This window comes from Kitasatospora sp. NPDC002227 (assembly GCF_040296285.1).
GTDB lineage: Bacteria > Actinomycetota > Actinomycetes > Streptomycetales > Streptomycetaceae > Kitasatospora.
In genome coordinates, this window is record NZ_JBEOWY010000056.1 from 1 (window position 1) to 15,080 (window position 15,080).

At 72.7% G+C, this 15,080-nt stretch carries 12 protein-coding genes; 8 read left to right on the forward strand and 4 right to left on the reverse strand.

Features of this window, described 5'->3' with window-relative positions; all coding sequences use genetic code 11:
* The 5 genes from ABT095_RS32740 to ABT095_RS32760 form a co-directional block, all read left to right on the forward strand.
* Positions 1-433, forward strand: a 433-nt coding sequence (locus tag ABT095_RS32740) for a DNA-directed RNA polymerase subunit beta (RefSeq protein ID WP_502885094.1), incomplete at its 5' end; no start/stop codon positions are given.
* A gap of 104 nt (positions 434-537) precedes the next feature.
* Positions 538-4,431, forward strand: a complete 3,894-nt coding sequence (locus ABT095_RS32745) for a DNA-directed RNA polymerase subunit beta' (protein ID WP_350533206.1) — start codon at positions 538-540, stop codon at positions 4,429-4,431.
* A 187-nt stretch (positions 4,432-4,618) separates the two neighbouring features.
* Positions 4,619-5,308, forward strand: coding sequence for a DUF4097 family beta strand repeat-containing protein (locus ABT095_RS32750; protein ID WP_350533207.1), 690 nt, complete (start codon positions 4,619-4,621; stop codon positions 5,306-5,308).
* 1 nt (position 5,309) lies between these two features.
* A complete protein-coding gene (locus ABT095_RS32755; RefSeq protein ID WP_350533208.1) occupies positions 5,310-6,521 on the forward strand; it encodes a sensor histidine kinase in 1,212 nt (403 codons plus the stop codon).
* Between the two features lie 25 nt (positions 6,522-6,546).
* The gene (locus ABT095_RS32760; protein ID WP_350533249.1) at positions 6,547-7,206 is read left to right on the forward strand and encodes a response regulator; all 660 of its coding nucleotides are present in this window, start codon (positions 6,547-6,549) and stop codon (positions 7,204-7,206) included.
* Here the strand turns inward: ABT095_RS32760 and ABT095_RS32765 are convergent.
* Entirely contained in the window at positions 7,170-9,524 is a 2,355-nt protein-coding gene (locus tag ABT095_RS32765; RefSeq protein WP_350533209.1) for a helicase-associated domain-containing protein, read from the reverse strand. The genes ABT095_RS32760 and ABT095_RS32765 overlap by 37 nt on opposite strands.
* 90 nt (positions 9,525-9,614) lie before the next feature.
* On the opposite strand from ABT095_RS32765, the gene ABT095_RS32770 reads away from it, so the two are divergent.
* Genes ABT095_RS32770 through ABT095_RS32780 form a run of 3 tightly spaced genes read left to right on the forward strand, consistent with a single transcriptional unit; the run spans position 9,615 to position 12,284 of the window.
* Entirely contained in the window at positions 9,615-10,370 is a 756-nt protein-coding gene (locus ABT095_RS32770; RefSeq protein ID WP_350533210.1) for an SIR2 family NAD-dependent protein deacylase, read from the forward strand.
* A 21-nt stretch (positions 10,371-10,391) separates the two neighbouring features.
* Positions 10,392-11,600, forward strand: a complete 1,209-nt coding sequence (locus ABT095_RS32775) for a cytochrome P450 (RefSeq protein ID WP_350533211.1) — start codon at positions 10,392-10,394, stop codon at positions 11,598-11,600.
* A gap of 42 nt (positions 11,601-11,642) precedes the next feature.
* Positions 11,643-12,284 (forward strand): hypothetical protein, encoded by a 642-nt coding sequence (locus ABT095_RS32780; RefSeq protein WP_350533212.1) that lies wholly within the window; start codon positions 11,643-11,645, stop codon positions 12,282-12,284.
* 2 nt (positions 12,285-12,286) lie between these two features.
* On the opposite strand, the gene ABT095_RS32785 is transcribed toward ABT095_RS32780, so the two are convergent.
* From ABT095_RS32785 to ABT095_RS32795, 3 genes are read right to left on the reverse strand one after another with little or no spacing between them, the layout of a single operon-like run.
* Positions 12,287-12,757 carry a hypothetical protein gene (locus tag ABT095_RS32785; protein WP_350533213.1) on the reverse strand — a complete coding sequence of 157 codons (471 nt, stop codon included), beginning with the start codon at positions 12,755-12,757 and terminating at the stop codon, positions 12,287-12,289.
* A gap of 20 nt (positions 12,758-12,777) precedes the next feature.
* Positions 12,778-13,818: an ADP-ribosylglycohydrolase family protein gene (locus ABT095_RS32790; protein ID WP_350533214.1), complete on the reverse strand. Its 1,041-nt coding sequence runs from the start codon at positions 13,816-13,818 to the stop codon at positions 12,778-12,780.
* A gap of 22 nt (positions 13,819-13,840) precedes the next feature.
* Complete coding sequence (locus ABT095_RS32795) at positions 13,841-15,046, reverse strand: DUF2786 domain-containing protein (protein WP_350533215.1); 1,206 nt, start codon at positions 15,044-15,046, stop codon at positions 13,841-13,843.
* Positions 15,047-15,080: the final 34 nt, after the last annotated feature.

Consider the following 15,080-nt stretch of genomic DNA (forward strand, 5'->3'; position numbering starts at 1 on the left):
GCACCACCTGGTCGACGACAAGCTGCACGCCCGTTCGACCGGTCCGTACTCGATGATCACCCAGCAGCCGCTCGGTGGTAAGGCGCAGTTCGGTGGTCAGCGATTCGGTGAGATGGAGGTGTGGGCCCTTGAGGCGTACGGCGCCGCCTACGCCCTGCAGGAGCTGCTCACCATCAAGTCCGACGACGTCCTGGGCCGCGTGAAGGTCTACGAGGCGATCGTCAAGGGCGAGAACATCCCCGAGCCCGGCATTCCCGAGTCCTTCAAGGTGCTCATCAAGGAAATGCAGTCGCTCTGCCTCAACGTGGAGGTGCTGTCCTCGGACGGCTCGTCCATCGAGATGCGGGACTCCGACGAGGACGTGTTCCGCGCGGCCGAGGAGCTCGGCATTGACCTGTCCCGGCGCGAGCCGAGCAGCGTCGAAGAGGTCTGACGGAGGCCGGGCCGGCTCTCGCAAGTAGAGAGCCGGCCCAGCCCCCAGGCCCCCCTCAGACCAACAGACAGACTCTCGATTCACGAAAGAGGGCTTGACGACCAGTGCTTGACGTCAACTTCTTCGACGAGCTCCGCATCGGCCTGGCCACCGCCGACGACATCCGCCAGTGGTCCCACGGCGAGGTCAAGAAGCCGGAGACCATCAACTACCGCACCCTGAAGCCGGAAAAGGACGGGCTCTTCTGCGAGAAGATCTTCGGCCCCACCCGGGACTGGGAGTGCTACTGCGGTAAGTACAAGCGCGTCCGCTTCAAGGGCATCATCTGCGAGCGCTGCGGCGTCGAGGTCACTCGCGCCAAGGTCCGCCGCGAGCGGATGGGCCACATCGAGCTGGCCGCCCCGGTCACCCACATCTGGTACTTCAAGGGTGTCCCGTCGCGTCTGGGTTACCTCCTCGACCTTGCTCCCAAGGACCTCGAGAAGGTCATCTACTTCGCCGCCTACATGATCACCTGGGTGGACGACGAGCGTCGCCAGCGCGACCTCCCGTCCCTGGAGGCGCACGTCTCGGTCGAGCGCCAGCAGATCGAGAACCGTCGCGACTCCGACCTGGAGAACCGCGCCAAGAAGGCCGAGACCGACCTCGCCGAGCTGGAGGCCGAGGGCGCCAAGGCCGACGTGCGCCGCAAGGTGCGCGAGGGTGCCGAGCGTGAGATGAAGCAGCTGCGCGACCGCGCGCAGCGCGAGATCGACCGCCTCGACGAGGTGTGGGCCCGCTTCAAGAACCTCAAGGTCCAGGACCTCGAGGGCGACGAGCTGCTCTACCGCGAGCTGCGCGACCGCTTCGGCACGTACTTCTCCGGCTCGATGGGTGCCGCGGCCCTCAAGGACCGCCTGGAGACCTTCGACCTGGCCGAGGAGTCCGAGCGCCTGCGCGAGATCATCCGCAGCGGCAAGGGCCAGAAGAAGACCCGTGCGCTCAAGCGCCTCAAGGTCGTCTCGGCGTTCCTGCAGACCACCAACAAGCCCAACGGCATGGTGCTGGACTGCGTCCCGGTCATCCCGCCGGACCTCCGCCCGATGGTGCAGCTGGACGGTGGCCGCTTCGCGACCTCCGACCTCAACGACCTGTACCGCCGTGTGATCAACCGCAACAACCGCCTGAAGCGGCTTCTCGACCTCGGCGCGCCCGAGATCATCGTCAACAACGAGAAGCGCATGCTCCAGGAGGCGGTCGACGCCCTCTTCGACAACGGCCGTCGTGGCCGCCCGGTCACGGGCCCCGGCAACCGTCCGCTGAAGTCCCTCAGCGACATGCTGAAGGGTAAGCAGGGTCGTTTCCGCCAGAACCTGCTCGGCAAGCGAGTCGACTACTCGGCCCGTTCGGTCATCGTCGTCGGCCCGCAGCTCAAGCTGCACCAGTGCGGTCTGCCGAAGGCCATGGCGCTCGAGCTCTTCAAGCCGTTCGTGATGAAGCGCCTGGTCGACCTGAACCACGCGCAGAACATCAAGTCGGCCAAGCGCATGGTCGAGCGCGCCCGCCCGGTCGTGTGGGACGTCCTCGAAGAGGTCATCGCCGAGCACCCGGTTCTGCTGAACCGTGCGCCCACCCTGCACCGCCTCGGCATCCAGGCCTTCGAGCCGCAGCTGGTCGAGGGCAAGGCCATCCAGATCCACCCGCTCGTCTGCACCGCGTTCAACGCGGACTTCGACGGTGACCAGATGGCCGTCCACCTGCCGCTCTCCGCGGAGGCGCAGGCCGAGGCCCGCATCCTGATGCTGTCCTCGAACAACATCCTGAAGCCGGCCGACGGTCGCCCCGTCACCATGCCGACCCAGGACATGGTGCTCGGTCTGTTCTTCCTCACCTCGGACCGTGCGGAGGTGAAGGGCGCCGGCCGCTCCTTCTCCTCGACCGCCGAGGCGATCATGTCCTTCGACGCCCGCGAGCTGGACGTCCAGGCCCCGATCGAGCTGCGTCTGCCGATCGGCACCGTGCCGCCGCGCGGCTGGACCCCGCCGCTGGACGAGGACGGCCAGACCACCTGGTTCGAGGGCGAGTCCTTCCGCCTGAAGACCACCCTGGGCCGCGCGCTCTTCAACGAGCTGCTGCCCGAGGACTACCCGTTCGTCGACTACGAGGTGGGCAAGAAGCAGCTCTCCGCGATCGTCAACGACCTGGCCGAGCGCTACCCCAAGGTCACCGTCGCGGCGACCCTGGACAACCTGAAGGCGGCCGGTTTCCACTGGGCCACCCGCTCGGGCGTCACCGTCTCCATCTCGGACGTCGTCGTCCCGCCGACCAAGCCCCAGATCCTCGAGGGCTACGAGGCGAAGGCCGAGAAGGTGCAGCGCCAGTACGAGCGCGGCCTGATCACCGACAACGAGCGCAAGCAGGAGCTCATCGGCATCTGGACCCAGGCGACCAACGAGGTTGCCGAGGCCATGAACGCGAACTTCCCGAAGACGAACCCCATCTTCATGATGGTCGACTCGGGTGCTCGTGGAAACATGATGCAGATGCGTCAGATCGCCGGTATGCGTGGTCTGGTGTCGAACGCGAAGAACGAGACCATCGCGCGGCCCATCAAGGCCTCGTTCCGTGAGGGTCTCTCCGTGCTGGAGTACTTCATCTCCACCCACGGTGCCCGTAAGGGTCTCGCGGACACCGCCCTCCGTACCGCCGACTCCGGCTACCTCACCCGTCGTCTGGTCGACGTCTCCCAGGACGTCATCATTCGCGAGGAGGACTGCGGCACCGAGCGCGGCCTGAAGCTGGCGATCGGCACCGTGGGCGCCGACGGCGTGCTGCGCAAGACGGACGACGTCGAGACCAGCGTCTACGCCCGCATGCTCGCCGAGGACATCACGGTGGACGGCAAGCTCCTTGCCACCGCCAACACCGACCTCGGTGACGTGCTGATCGACGAGCTGATCCGCCACGGCATCGGCGAGGTCAAGACCCGCTCGATCCTCACCTGTGAGTCGGCGGTCGGCACCTGCGCCATGTGCTACGGCCGCTCGCTGGCCACCGGCAAGCTGGTCGACATCGGTGAGGCGGTCGGCATCATCGCCGCCCAGTCCATCGGTGAGCCCGGTACCCAGCTGACCATGCGCACCTTCCACACCGGTGGTGTGGCCGGTGACGACATCACGCAGGGTCTGCCCCGTGTCGTCGAGCTCTTCGAGGCCCGTACCCCCAAGGGTGTGGCCCCGATCTCCGAGGCCGACGGCCGCGTGCGGATCGAGGACACCGAGAAGACCCGCAAGATCGTCATCACGCCGGACGACGGCACCGACGAGATCGCCTACCCGGTCTCCAAGCGTGTCAAGCTGCTGGTCTCCGAGGGCGAGGCGGTCGCGGTCGGCCAGAAGCTGACCATGGGTGCGACCAACCCGCACGACGTCCTGCGCATCATGGGCCAGCGTGCCGTCCAGATCCACCTGGTGGCCGAGGTCCAGAAGGTCTACAACTCGCAGGGTGTGTCGATCCACGACAAGCACATCGAGATCATCATCCGGCAGATGCTCCGCCGCGTGACGATCATCGAGTCCGGCGACGCCGAGCTGCTGCCCGGCGAGCTGGTCGAGCGTGGTCGCTTCGAGACCGAGAACCGTCGTGTGGTCTCCGAGGGCGGTCACCCCGCCTCCGGCCGTCCGCAGCTGATGGGTATCACCAAGGCCTCGCTGGCCACCGAGTCCTGGCTGTCGGCCGCCTCCTTCCAGGAGACGACCCGGGTCCTCACCGATGCGGCGATCCACGCCAAGTCGGACCCGCTGCTCGGCCTCAAGGAGAACGTCATCCTCGGTAAGCTCATCCCGGCCGGTACGGGTCTGCCCCGCTACCGCAACATCCGGGTCGAGCCGACCGAGGAGGCCAAGGCCGCGATGTACTCGGCCGTCGGCTACGACGACTACGACCTGTCGCCCTTCGGCACCGGCTCCGGCCAGGCCGTCCCGCTGGACGACTACGACTACGGCCCGTACACCGGCTGAGTCCCCGCTTGAACCGCAGGGCGGTCACCCCACTCGGGGTGGCCGCCCTGCGGCGTTCCCGCAGCCGTCTCCCTCCTGCGGGGGAGGGGAGTAAACCGCCCGGGCGGGGGAGTCGGGGTGAGGGGGGTGGCGGGCAGGATTCTCAGTGTCCGGGGAGGCCGGGCGGTGGAACCGAGCGGGGGACGACATGGGTGGGTTCAAGCGCGTGGTCGGGGCGACGGCGATCACGGGGGCGGTGCTGTTCGGGATGTCGGGGTGCTTCCTGGGGGACGACCGGCAGCACGAGGATGTCAGCTACGGGGTGGCGGACCAGGTCAAGGCGTTGGTGGTGCACGCGGACACCGGGGACGTGAAGGTCACCGGCGGTGGCAGCGGGGTGCAGGTCACCGAGCACCGCAGCTACCAGGACCAGCAGCCCGACGCCACGCACGTGACCGCCGCCGACGGGACGCTGACCCTCGGCTACCGCTGCCCGGACCACAACTGCGCGGTCGGGTACGAGGTGAAGGTGCCGGCCGGCACGGTGGTCAAGGTGGTCACCGACACCGGGTCGGTGGAGCTGACCGGGCTGAAGGCCGAGGTGGACGCGAAGACGGAGACCGGCGACGTCGAGGCCGAGGACCTGGCCGGGGCGAGGGCCTCGCTCTCCACCCAGACCGGCAGTGTCCGGGCGCGCTTCACGGGTGACGTGACCGAGGTGCACAGCAGCAGCCAGACCGGCAGCGTCCGGCTCACCCTCCCGAAGGAGGCCGCCTACCTGGTGAACGCCAAGGCCCAGACCGGCAACGTGAACGTCGGCGTGAAGCAGGACCCGGCCGCCACCCGGACGGTCACCGCGACCACCGAGACGGGTGACGTCACCGTCAGCGGGGCCTGAGGTGCCCGCCGACCTGCGGGTACGGCAGGATCTGCTGCCGGGGGCGGGCCTGCCGCCCCGACCGGAGGGGGCCGAGATGGATCGGTGGCGGCGCAGGAGCGTCAGCCCGTACCTGGCGGACAGTCTGCTCGCGCTGCTGTCGGCCGTGGTCTCGGCCTGGGCGGTCTTCCACGACGGCGGCGGCTGGCCCTGGTGGACGTACGCGCTGGCGGTGAGCACCGCCCTGCCGCTGCCCTGGCGGCGGCGGGCCCCGTGGGCGGTGATCCAGCTCTGCGGCGTCCCGGCCATCGCGCTCTCGGTCCTCGCGCACTCGGCGCAGCCGCAGGTCGAGCTCTACATGGTGATCAGCATCTACACCGTGGCCGACCGGGGCAAGGACTGGCAGCGCTGGACCACCCTCGGCGTGCTGACCGTGGCGAACGTGCTCGGCACGTACTCGATCAACGGGATGCTGTTCAGCCTGATGATGTCGGTGGGCAGCTTCGTCTTCGGCACGCTGGTGCGGCAGAACCGCCGGCTGGCCGCGCTGGAGCGGGAGCGGGCGCACGAGCTGGGGCTGCGCGCGGCCAGCGACGCGGCCCGGGCGGTGGCCGAGGAGCGCGGGCGGATCGCCAGGGAGATGCACGACATCCTGGCGCACGCCGTCTCGCTGATGGTGATCCAGGCCGAGGCCGGGCCGGTGGTGGTGCGCAGCGACCCGGACCGGGCGATCCGCGCCTTCGACACCATCGCGGACTCCGGGCGGGACGCCATGGTGCAGCTGCGCCGGGTGCTCGGGGTGCTGAAGACGGAGGACGCCGGCCCGCAGCTGGCGCCGCAGCCCAAGCTCGCAGAGCTGGCGGTGGTGGCCGAGCGGGTGCGCGGGGCGGGGATCGAGGTCGATCTCGATCTTCCGGTGGAGCAGCAGCGTACGATGCCACCGGACGTGGAGACCGCGGCGTACCGGATCGTCCAGGAGGCGCTGACCAACACGGTCAAGCACTCCGGCGCCGGCCGGGTGAGCGTCCGGCTCACCCTCGCGGGGGAGATGCTGGAGGTCGCGGTGGCGGACGACGGCCGGGGCGGCGGAGCGGACCGGGGTGCCGGGTGGTCCGGCGGCCGCGGGCTGGTCGGCATCCGCGAGCGGGCGGCCGCCTGCGGCGGCCAGGCCTGGGCCGGGCCGCGGGAGGACGGAGCTGGGTTCCTGGTGAGCGCGAAGCTGCCACTGGGCTGACGGGGGAGGTTCTGGCGTGATCAGGGTGGTGGTCGCGGACGACCAGGAGCTGGTGCGGGCGGGGTTCGGGATGATCCTGGACGCCCAGCCGGACATCGAGGTGGTCGCCGAGGCGGCGGACGGCGCGCAGGCGGTGGCCGCGGTGGCCGAGCACCGGCCGGACGTGCTGCTGCTCGACGTGCGGATGCCGGTGATGGACGGCCTGGAGGCGGCCCGGCAGGTCTGCGCGGGCCACCCGGGGACGAAGGTGATCATGCTGACCACCTTCGACATCGACGACTACGTCTACGACGCGCTGTACGCGGGGGCCAGCGGCTTCCTGCTCAAGGACGTCCGCCGGGACGACCTGGTGCACGGGGTCCGGATGGTCGCCTCCGGCGAGGCGTTGCTGGCCCCCTCGGTGACCAGACGCCTGATCAGCGAGTTCGCCGCGCGCCGCCCGGCCGGCCCGGCCGCCGTGCCGCGCTCGCGGCTGCTCGACCAGCTGACGGCCCGTGAGCAGGAGACCCTGCGGCTGCTCGCCCGGGGCCTGTCCAACGCCGAGATCGCGGCCGAGCTGACGGTCAGTGAGCACACCGTGAAGACGCACGTGAGCAACGTGCTCGCCAAGCTCCACCTGCGGGACAGGGTGCACGCGGTGGTCTTCGCCTACGAGGCGGGCGCGGTGGTCGCGGGCGAGAGCTGAGGGCCTCGGCGCAGCAGCGGCGGCATCGGGTTCGGCGCCCGCAGCGGCGGGGTGCGCTCGAGCAGGGCGTCGCCCGTCCCGGCTTCGAGGACGGGGGCGTAGCCCGCGCCGCGCAGGGCGGCCAGGGTCTCGGCCGGCCCGGTGGCGGAGATCAGGACGGTGGGGGCGATCAGCCGCAGGCCCAGGCGGGCCAGGCCGCGCTCCCGGGAGACCTCGACCAGCAGGGCCGGGTCCTCCGAACGCAGGCAGCAGCCGGGCTGCAGCACCCGGATCCGCCCGTACGTCCGGGCGGTGTCCGTGACCAGGTACGCCAGGGTCTGCGGCAGCGGAGCCCCGCCCTCGGAGACCTCGGCCAGCCGCGCCAGCAGCCCGGCCGCCTCGGCTCCGCCGTCCAGGGCCCGCCGCACCGAGCCGGGGCCGACCCGCCAGACCACGGCGTGGCCGTCGGACTCCCGGTCGGCGCAGGAGCCGATCAGCTCGGCCAGCTCGGGGCCGGGTGTGCCGGGCACGACCACCGTCAGGTCGGCCTGGAAGCGGGCGGTGTGCAGCGGGGCGGGCAGCGACGCGGCGAGCGCGGCCCGCAGCCCGGCGACGGCGGCGGCGAGCCGGGGGAGACCGTCGAGCTCAGGACCGGCGCCGGGGACGGCGGGGAAGTACTCGGCCGCGCCCGACCGCAGCAGGCCGAGCACGGCCAGGCCGACCTCGGTCAGGGCGCCCTCCGCGACCACGCCGAGCAGCTCCGCCTCCGCGAGCGTGGCCGTCACCGCGTCCAGGTCCTCGTCGACCAGGTCGAGCAGGGGCCGGTGCCAGCCGACCGCCCGCATCAGCGCACCGAGGGCGGGCCCCGGCAGAGCGGCGACGGGGCCGAGACCCTGGCCGTCGGGGAGGCGGGCCAGCACCTCCAGGAGCGCGTGCCGCAGCGGTACGGCCAGCTCGTCCTGCGGGGTGACCAGGGCGACCGGCGGGCCCGCCTCGGCGGGCCAGTGGCTGAAGACCTCGGGGGTGACGGCCCAGGCCGCCACCAGGGGCAGCAGCCGGTCGGCGGGCGCCGCGGCCAGCCAGGCGTCGTAGCCGGTGGTGGGCAGCAGCCGGACCGGCACGTCGTTGGCCTTGGCCTTGGCCGCGCCGCCGTCGGCCCCGGGCCGGTGCGGGGCCAGCAGCCCGGCGTTGGCTGCGAGATCCAGCCAGAGCCTGGTCTGCTCCTCGCCCGCCCCGGCCGCCTTGGCCAGCGCCTTGGTGTCCCGCACCGCCAGCCCGCCGGACTTTCGGACCCCGGGCGGCGTGGCCTCGACCGCGCGCAGCAGCAGCTCCACCCGGGAGGCCGCCGCCATGGCCGCGGCCTGCGCCTGGCCCGCCTGACGGCTGCTCAGCGCACGCATCGGGAGCGCGTCCGGCATGGGGGCGAACGGGAGTGCGGCCGCCGGCCCGCGCAGGGCCAGGCCGATCTCGTACGGGAGCTCCACGAGGTCCGTGCCGACCGGCACCAGCAGGCCCCGGGCCGCCAGCCAGTCCGTGCCCGGATCGCCCGAGCCGCCCGGGCGGAAGGCGAAGGAGCCGTGCGCGCCGACGTAGCTCGCGCCGTTGCCCGGCACGAAGCAGTGCGTCCGCAGCAGCGGCGGGCCCGGCACCAGCTCGGCCAGCAGCTCCAGCGCCTCCGGCGGGGCCTGCGCGGCCAGCTGCCGGACGCGCTCGGCGTCGGTGAGCAGCGTGACGACGCCTCGCAGCTGCTCGGCGCGGGTGGGCCTTTCGGGCAGGCCCAGGGTGTGGGCGATCAGCCGCAGCTCGGCCGTCCGGTACACGTCGTCGAGCAGCCCCGCCACCGGGTGGCCGAGGCCCTGCAGCTCGGCGGCCCGCTGGTGCAGCACGGCGGGCAGGACCAACTGCTCGGCGGGCGAGGGCAGCAGCAGGGCGCGGTCGGCCAGCTGCACCAGCACCGGCCCGGCGGCCTCGCCCAGCTCGTCGAGCAGCAGCTCGTGGGGCACCGGCCGCTCGGCGGGATCCGGCGCGGCCGGAGCCGGCGCCCGGCCCGGGAGACGCCGCCCGGCGAAGCCGGCCGGCCCTGAGCGGGCGGACGCCGCCGTCACCGGCCCGTGCAGCCGGTCGGCGAGCGCGGCGACCGCGGTGAGCACCTGCAGCTGCGCCAGGTTCAGTGAACTCATGCCGTTCAGTACCGAGTTGGCGCTGAGCAGCTGCCCGGCCAGCCGCTCCCGGGGGACGGCCGCCAGGCCGGGGGCCAGCCCCCGCTGCGCCAGCAGCTCCGCCAACTGCCCGGCCGTCCGGCTCCGCAGCCACACCGTCATCTCCGCCACACCGCTCACGGCCCACACGGTATCCCGCCGCCGCGCCCGGCCGGGGCGCACGGAAAACCTGCTCGTGCCCCTCGGGACGACCCCGTACCGTCCCGGGGTATGAGCGCCACTCCTGCCGCCCGCCGTCCGCTGATCGCCGCCCTCACCGGGGCCGGGATCTCCACCGACTCCGGGATTCCCGACTACCGGGGCCCGAACGGGCTCTGGCGCCGGGAGCCGGACGCCGAGAAGCTGGTCACCTACCGGTACTACGTCGCGGACGAGGAGATCCGGCGCCGCGCCTGGGTGATGCGGCGCGACGTGGGCGCGGCCTTCGCCGAGCCGAACCCGGGCCACCGCGCGCTGGTCGAGCTGGAGCGCGCCGGGGTGCCGCTGCGGGTGCTCACCCAGAACGTGGACGGCCTGCACCAGAAGGCCGGGCTGCCCGACCGCAAGGTCTTCGAACTGCACGGCACCGCCCAGCAGGTGGTGTGCCTGGGTTGCGGGGAGCGCGGCACGATGGCGGCGGTGCTCGAGCGCGTCGCCGCCGGGGAGGGCGACCCGCCCTGCCGCGAGTGCGGCGCGGTGCTCAAGCCGGCCACCGTGATGTTCGGCGAGCTGCTCGACCCGGTCGTGCTCGACAAGGCCCAGGCCGTGGCCGCCGCCTGCCAGGTCTTCCTCGCCATCGGCTCCACCCTCCAGGTGCACCCCGCCGCCGGTCTGGTCGACATCGCCGTCGCCGCGGGCGCCCGGCTGATCGTGGTCAACGCCACCGAGACCCCGTACGACCACGTCGCCGAGGAGGTGATCCGGGAGCCGATCTCCGCCTCGCTGCCCGGGCTGGTGCGGCGCATCCTGGCGGGGGAGTTCGGGTGATCCGGTGCGTACGATGACCGGATGATGCCGGAGTTCGATCCGCAGTCAGCGGCCTTCGTGGCCGAGCCGTACCAGGCGTACGCGGCGCTGCGGGAGCAGGCGCCCGTGGTGCGGTACGAGCCGACCGGGCAGTGGCTGGTCTCCCGCTACGCCGACGTCAGCGCGCTGCTGCGGGACCGGCGGCTCGGCCGGGTCTACACCCACCGGTTCAGCCACGCCGAGTTCGGCCGCCCCGAGCCCGACCCGGCGCACGAGCCCTTCCACACCCTCAACGGCAACGGTCTGCTCGACCTGGAGGGCCCCGACCACACCCGGATCCGGCGGCTGGTCTCCAAGGTCTTCACCCCGCGCACGGTCGAGGCGCTGCGCCCGACCGTGGCCGGATCGGCCGGTGAGCTGGTCGACCGCCTGCTCGCGGCGGGCGGCGGTGACCTGATCGCCGAGGTCGCCGAACCGCTGCCGGTGGCCGTGATCGCCGAACTGCTCGGCGTGCCCGAGACCGACCGGGGCCTGCTGCGCCCGTGGTCCGCCGCGATCACCGGCATGTTCGAGCTGAACCCCTCGCCGGAGACCGCCCGCCTGGCGGTGGCGGCCAGCGTCGAGTTCTCCGACTACCTGCGCGAACTGATCGCCCGCCGGCGGTCGGCACCGGGCCCGGACCTGCTGAGCGAGCTGGTGCAGGCCCACGACGAAGGCGAGGCGCTCAGCGAGCAGGAGCTGGTCTCCACCTGCGTCCTGCTGCTCAACGCCGGCCACGAGGCGACCGTCAACACCACCGGCAACGGCTGGTGGGCGCTGCTGCGCAACCCCGGCGAACTCGCCCGGCTGCGGGGCGCGGTGGACGAGCTGCTGCCCACCGCCGTCGAGGAGCTGATGCGCTACGACACCCCGCTGCAGCTCTTCGAACGATGGGTCCTCGACGACATCGAGATCGGCGGGGTGACCGTCCCCCGGGGCGCCGAGCTGGCGCTGCTCTTCGGCTCCGCCAACCGCGACCCGGCCCGCTTCACCGACCCGGACACCCTGGACCTGGGCCGCACCGACAACCCGCACATCTCCTTCGGCGCCGGAATTCACTTCTGCCTCGGCGCCCCGCTGGCCAGAATGGAGCTCACCGAGTCCTTCGGCGCCCTGCTGCGCCGGGCCCCGGGCCTGCGACTGGTCCGGGAGCCGTCCTGGCAGCCGGGGTACGTGATCCGGGGGCTCACCGAGCTGGTGGTGGAACTGTGAGGGCGGCCGCGCGCTGAGCCGGCCGTCCGGAAGGTACGGGGGATGATGAGACTTCGGGGGGCGGCAGCGGCCTGCCTGCTGGCCGCGAGCGTGACGGGCTGTTCGGCGGCGGGATCCGTGCCCGGGCCGGTGGCGGGAACGAGCACCGGGGCAGCTGCCGCGCCGCCGGCACGGGTCGACGCCCTGGTCGCGCCGCCGAGTGTCGGCGAGGCGAAGAAGTCGCCCAGGACAGGTGGCCTGTCCGAGCGGATGGGCGAGCAGCTCGCAGTGCTCTTCCCGGAGCACACCGGTGCCCCCGCCTCCGGCACGTACGACATCAACCGGCCGGTCTACTTCGCCGGAGTCAGCCGGCCCCGGTTCCATTCGGCGGATCTCGCCGGGCAGGCCGACCAGGTGCTGCTGTCCGTGCTGAAAGCCAGGAACGCCAACGACGCCCCGCTCACCGAGACCCCGGCCCGGAGCTACGGGTCAGGTGCGGCGTCGGCCGTCCTGCGGTGCGCCGCACTGACCCAGCACGGGACGGACCGGACTTGGGACATGCCCGTGTGTGCCTGGGCGGACGAGCGGTCCGTCGGCGTGGTGCTCGACTACTCGGCACCGGCCGCGCCAGGAGCGGCCGACTTCGCCAAGGCGGTGGCGCTGACCGTCGGCTTCCGTACCGCTGCGGAGAAGCCGGGTTCTTAGTCTCAGCCGGTCGGCGTGGTCAGGTGGACCAGGCCGGAGACGCTGAAGATCAGGATGGTGTCGACGTCCGTCGGGTGGGCGGCGCCCGGCTTGGGGAACTTGATGGTCGGGCCCTGGCCGCCGAACACGGCGGACTCGCCCGGCTTGATCAGGACGCCGGCGGAGGTGAGCGCGTTGTCCGGGCCCTGGCTGCCGGTCAGGGTGGCCCGGCCGTCCTGTTCGGTGCTCACCACCGACAGGTGCTCGGGCACCTTGCCCTCGTTGCGGACCGTCAGCTTGAGCTCGCCGCCCGCCAGCCGCGCGCCGCTGAGCTCCAGGTGCGAGCGCGGGCCCTGCACCGAGAGCGCGCCCGGGGTGCTCGACCCTCCGGCGGCAGCGGCGGGCGCGGCCGCGTCGGAGGAGCAGCCGGTGGTCAGCAGGGCCAGTGCGGCGGCCGCCAGCAGGAGGGTGGTGGTACGTCGCGCAGCTTCCATGACCATCAGTATGAGCGTCCTTACGGCCGCGCCTGGGCGGGGTAGCGGGCGGCGAGACCGGTGGGGTCGCCGGTGAAGGCGGCCGCCAAGTCCTCGGCGACCTGGAGGATCACCTCGCGGCCCTCGACCGTGGCCGTCCAGGAGGCGGGCAGCGCCGCCTCGCCGTACAGCGCGCCGACCAGGTTGCCGCAGACCGCGCCGGTGGAGTCGCTGTCCCCCGAGTGGTTCACCGCGAGCACGACGGCCTCGCGCGCGTCGGCCCCGGCCAGCGCCGCGTACACCGCGATGGCCAGGCACTCCTCGGCGATCCAGCCGAGGCCGACCCGCTCGACCTTCTCCGCGCTCGGGTCGCCTTCGGCGGCGATCCGGACCGCGCGCTCGAGGGCGGCGATCGTCTCCTCCCCGCCCGTGTACGCACTCGTCTGCAGCATGGTCTCCTCGACCGCCTGGAGGAGCGGGACGCCCTCGACCACACGCTCGACCAGGGCGGCGAACGCACCGGCCGCGAGGTAGCCGGTGCGGTGGCCGTGGGTCAGCTGGGCGCAGCGGGCGGCGAGTTCGAAGGCACGGCGGGAGCCGAGGCGGGCCAGGCCGAAGGGCGCCGAGCGCATGACGGTGCCGCAGCCCTTGGAGTGCGAGTTGACCGGCCCGAGGTCGCCGAGGGGCGCCGGGGGCACGAAGCGGCGGTTGCTCTCCAGGCCGCTCAGGCAGGCGTTGCCGGGGGCGCGCCTGGCGTAGAGGAACTGCTGCCCGGCCAGCCAGCCGTCCGGGGCGGCGGGCATCTCGTAGTACTGGGTGCGGAGCCAGCGCCGGTAGGCGGCGTGCAGGGCCGGCGGGGCCTCGGCGTCGTGCAGGCGGGATCGGATCAGGCCCTCGGCGGTGAAGAGGGTCATCTGGGTGTCGTCGGTGACCTCACCGCGCTTCGGCAGCTCGGTGATGCCGCTGCCGCCGTACTCGTGCCGGATCGCGTCGAGCTGCTTGAACTCCACGTGCCACCCGAGCGCGTCCCCGACGGCCCCGCCCAACAACGATCCCCGAACCCGCTCCAGATACCCCGTCATGCCGGTCACGCTACCGGGAAGGTCAACCCCGCTTCAGGGCGCCCTTGCGGCCGTGCAGGTCGGCACGGTCGGCGGCGGCGCGGCCGGCGTGCCAGCCTTCACCGTCGCTGATCCGGACGCGCTGCGAGGTGACCTTGGGGAACATCCGGCCGATGGTCTGCCGGACGGCGGCGTCGCGGGCCGCGAGGGCGGGGAGGAGGCGGTCGTCGTCGGTGGCGCGGGTGGCCTCCTCGGTCGCGGCGGCGAGCCGTTCGCGGATGCGGGCCGCGTACGCGATCAGGAAGGACTGGCGGAAGGCCTTGGTACGGGAGGCGCCGTCCAGGTGCTGGCGGCTGCCGGCCCGGTTCATCGCGGCGGTGGCCTGCACCAGGAGCGAGGTGTAGAGCAGTTCGACCCCGTCCAGGTCGCCGTCGAAGCCGACGATGGTGCAGAAGCCGAACTCCTTGGCCCACACCACCTGGCACCGGTTGGCCCCCGCGACGGCGTCGAGCAGCATCGCCTTGGGGCTCTCGTACGGGTTGTCGACCCCGATCCGGAGCGCGGCCGGGGTGTCGGCGGAGGGCTTCCCGACGGCCAGCAGGGCTTCGTCGATGCTGTGCTGGGCCATCAGCTGCTGGGCCTTGGCGGAGAGGGCCTCGGCCTCCTCCGGGTACTCGGTGGACTCGGCCTTGGCCAGCAGCGCGCGGATCCGGGAGAGCATCCGGGGCTCCCCGGCCACCGGGCCCGCCGGCCGTGCGGGCGCCGCGCCCGGGGCCGGGCCGACCGGGGTGACCGGCGGCAGCAGACCCCAGGCGCGCAGCAGTTCGAGGGCGGCGGTGGCCAGCGCGAAGCGGTCCAGCCGGTGCCGGGCGGCGAACTCGGTGAGGTACGCCTCGTCGGCGGGCCACCAGACCTCCACCGCGAGCTCGCGCAGCTGCTCCTGCCACCGGCGGTCCAGCGTGGCGGCGGGGTGGCGGCGGCCCTCGGCGGCGATCAGGTCGACCGCCAGCGCGAGGTGTACGGCACCGAGCTCGCGCCGCACCACCCGCACCAGATCCGCCGGCCGCCAGCCGCCCGTCCAGGCCCGGCCCACCGCCCGCTCGGCGTACCCGAGCAGCGCCCGGCTCACGGCCGGCCAGCTCTCGGCCGAGGCAGCCAGCAGCGAAGCGCCGCTGTCCAGCACCAGGTCCAACCGCTTCGGCGGAGCAGCCACCGCATCCTGGACGGCTCGCGCCACCAGCTCGTCCATCACGTCACTCCTCCGCCGGCGCCGGACCCGTCAC

Bases quoted from the DNA above. Each gene is read 5' to 3' on its own strand.
- ABT095_RS32750 (WP_350533207.1), top strand. From the start codon at position 4,619: ATGGGTGGGTTCAAGCGCGTGGTCGGGGCGACGGCGATCACGGGGGCG.
- ABT095_RS32795 (WP_350533215.1), bottom strand. From the start codon at position 15,046: ATGGACGAGCTGGTGGCGCGAGCCGTCCAGGATGCGGTGGCTGCTCCG.
- ABT095_RS32790 (WP_350533214.1), bottom strand. From the start codon at position 13,818: ATGACGGGGTATCTGGAGCGGGTTCGGGGATCGTTGTTGGGCGGGGCC.
- ABT095_RS32785 (WP_350533213.1), bottom strand. From the start codon at position 12,757: ATGGAAGCTGCGCGACGTACCACCACCCTCCTGCTGGCGGCCGCCGCA.
- ABT095_RS32770 (WP_350533210.1), top strand. From the start codon at position 9,615: ATGAGCGCCACTCCTGCCGCCCGCCGTCCGCTGATCGCCGCCCTCACC.
- ABT095_RS32775 (WP_350533211.1), top strand. From the start codon at position 10,392: ATGATGCCGGAGTTCGATCCGCAGTCAGCGGCCTTCGTGGCCGAGCCG.
- ABT095_RS32780 (WP_350533212.1), top strand. From the start codon at position 11,643: ATGATGAGACTTCGGGGGGCGGCAGCGGCCTGCCTGCTGGCCGCGAGC.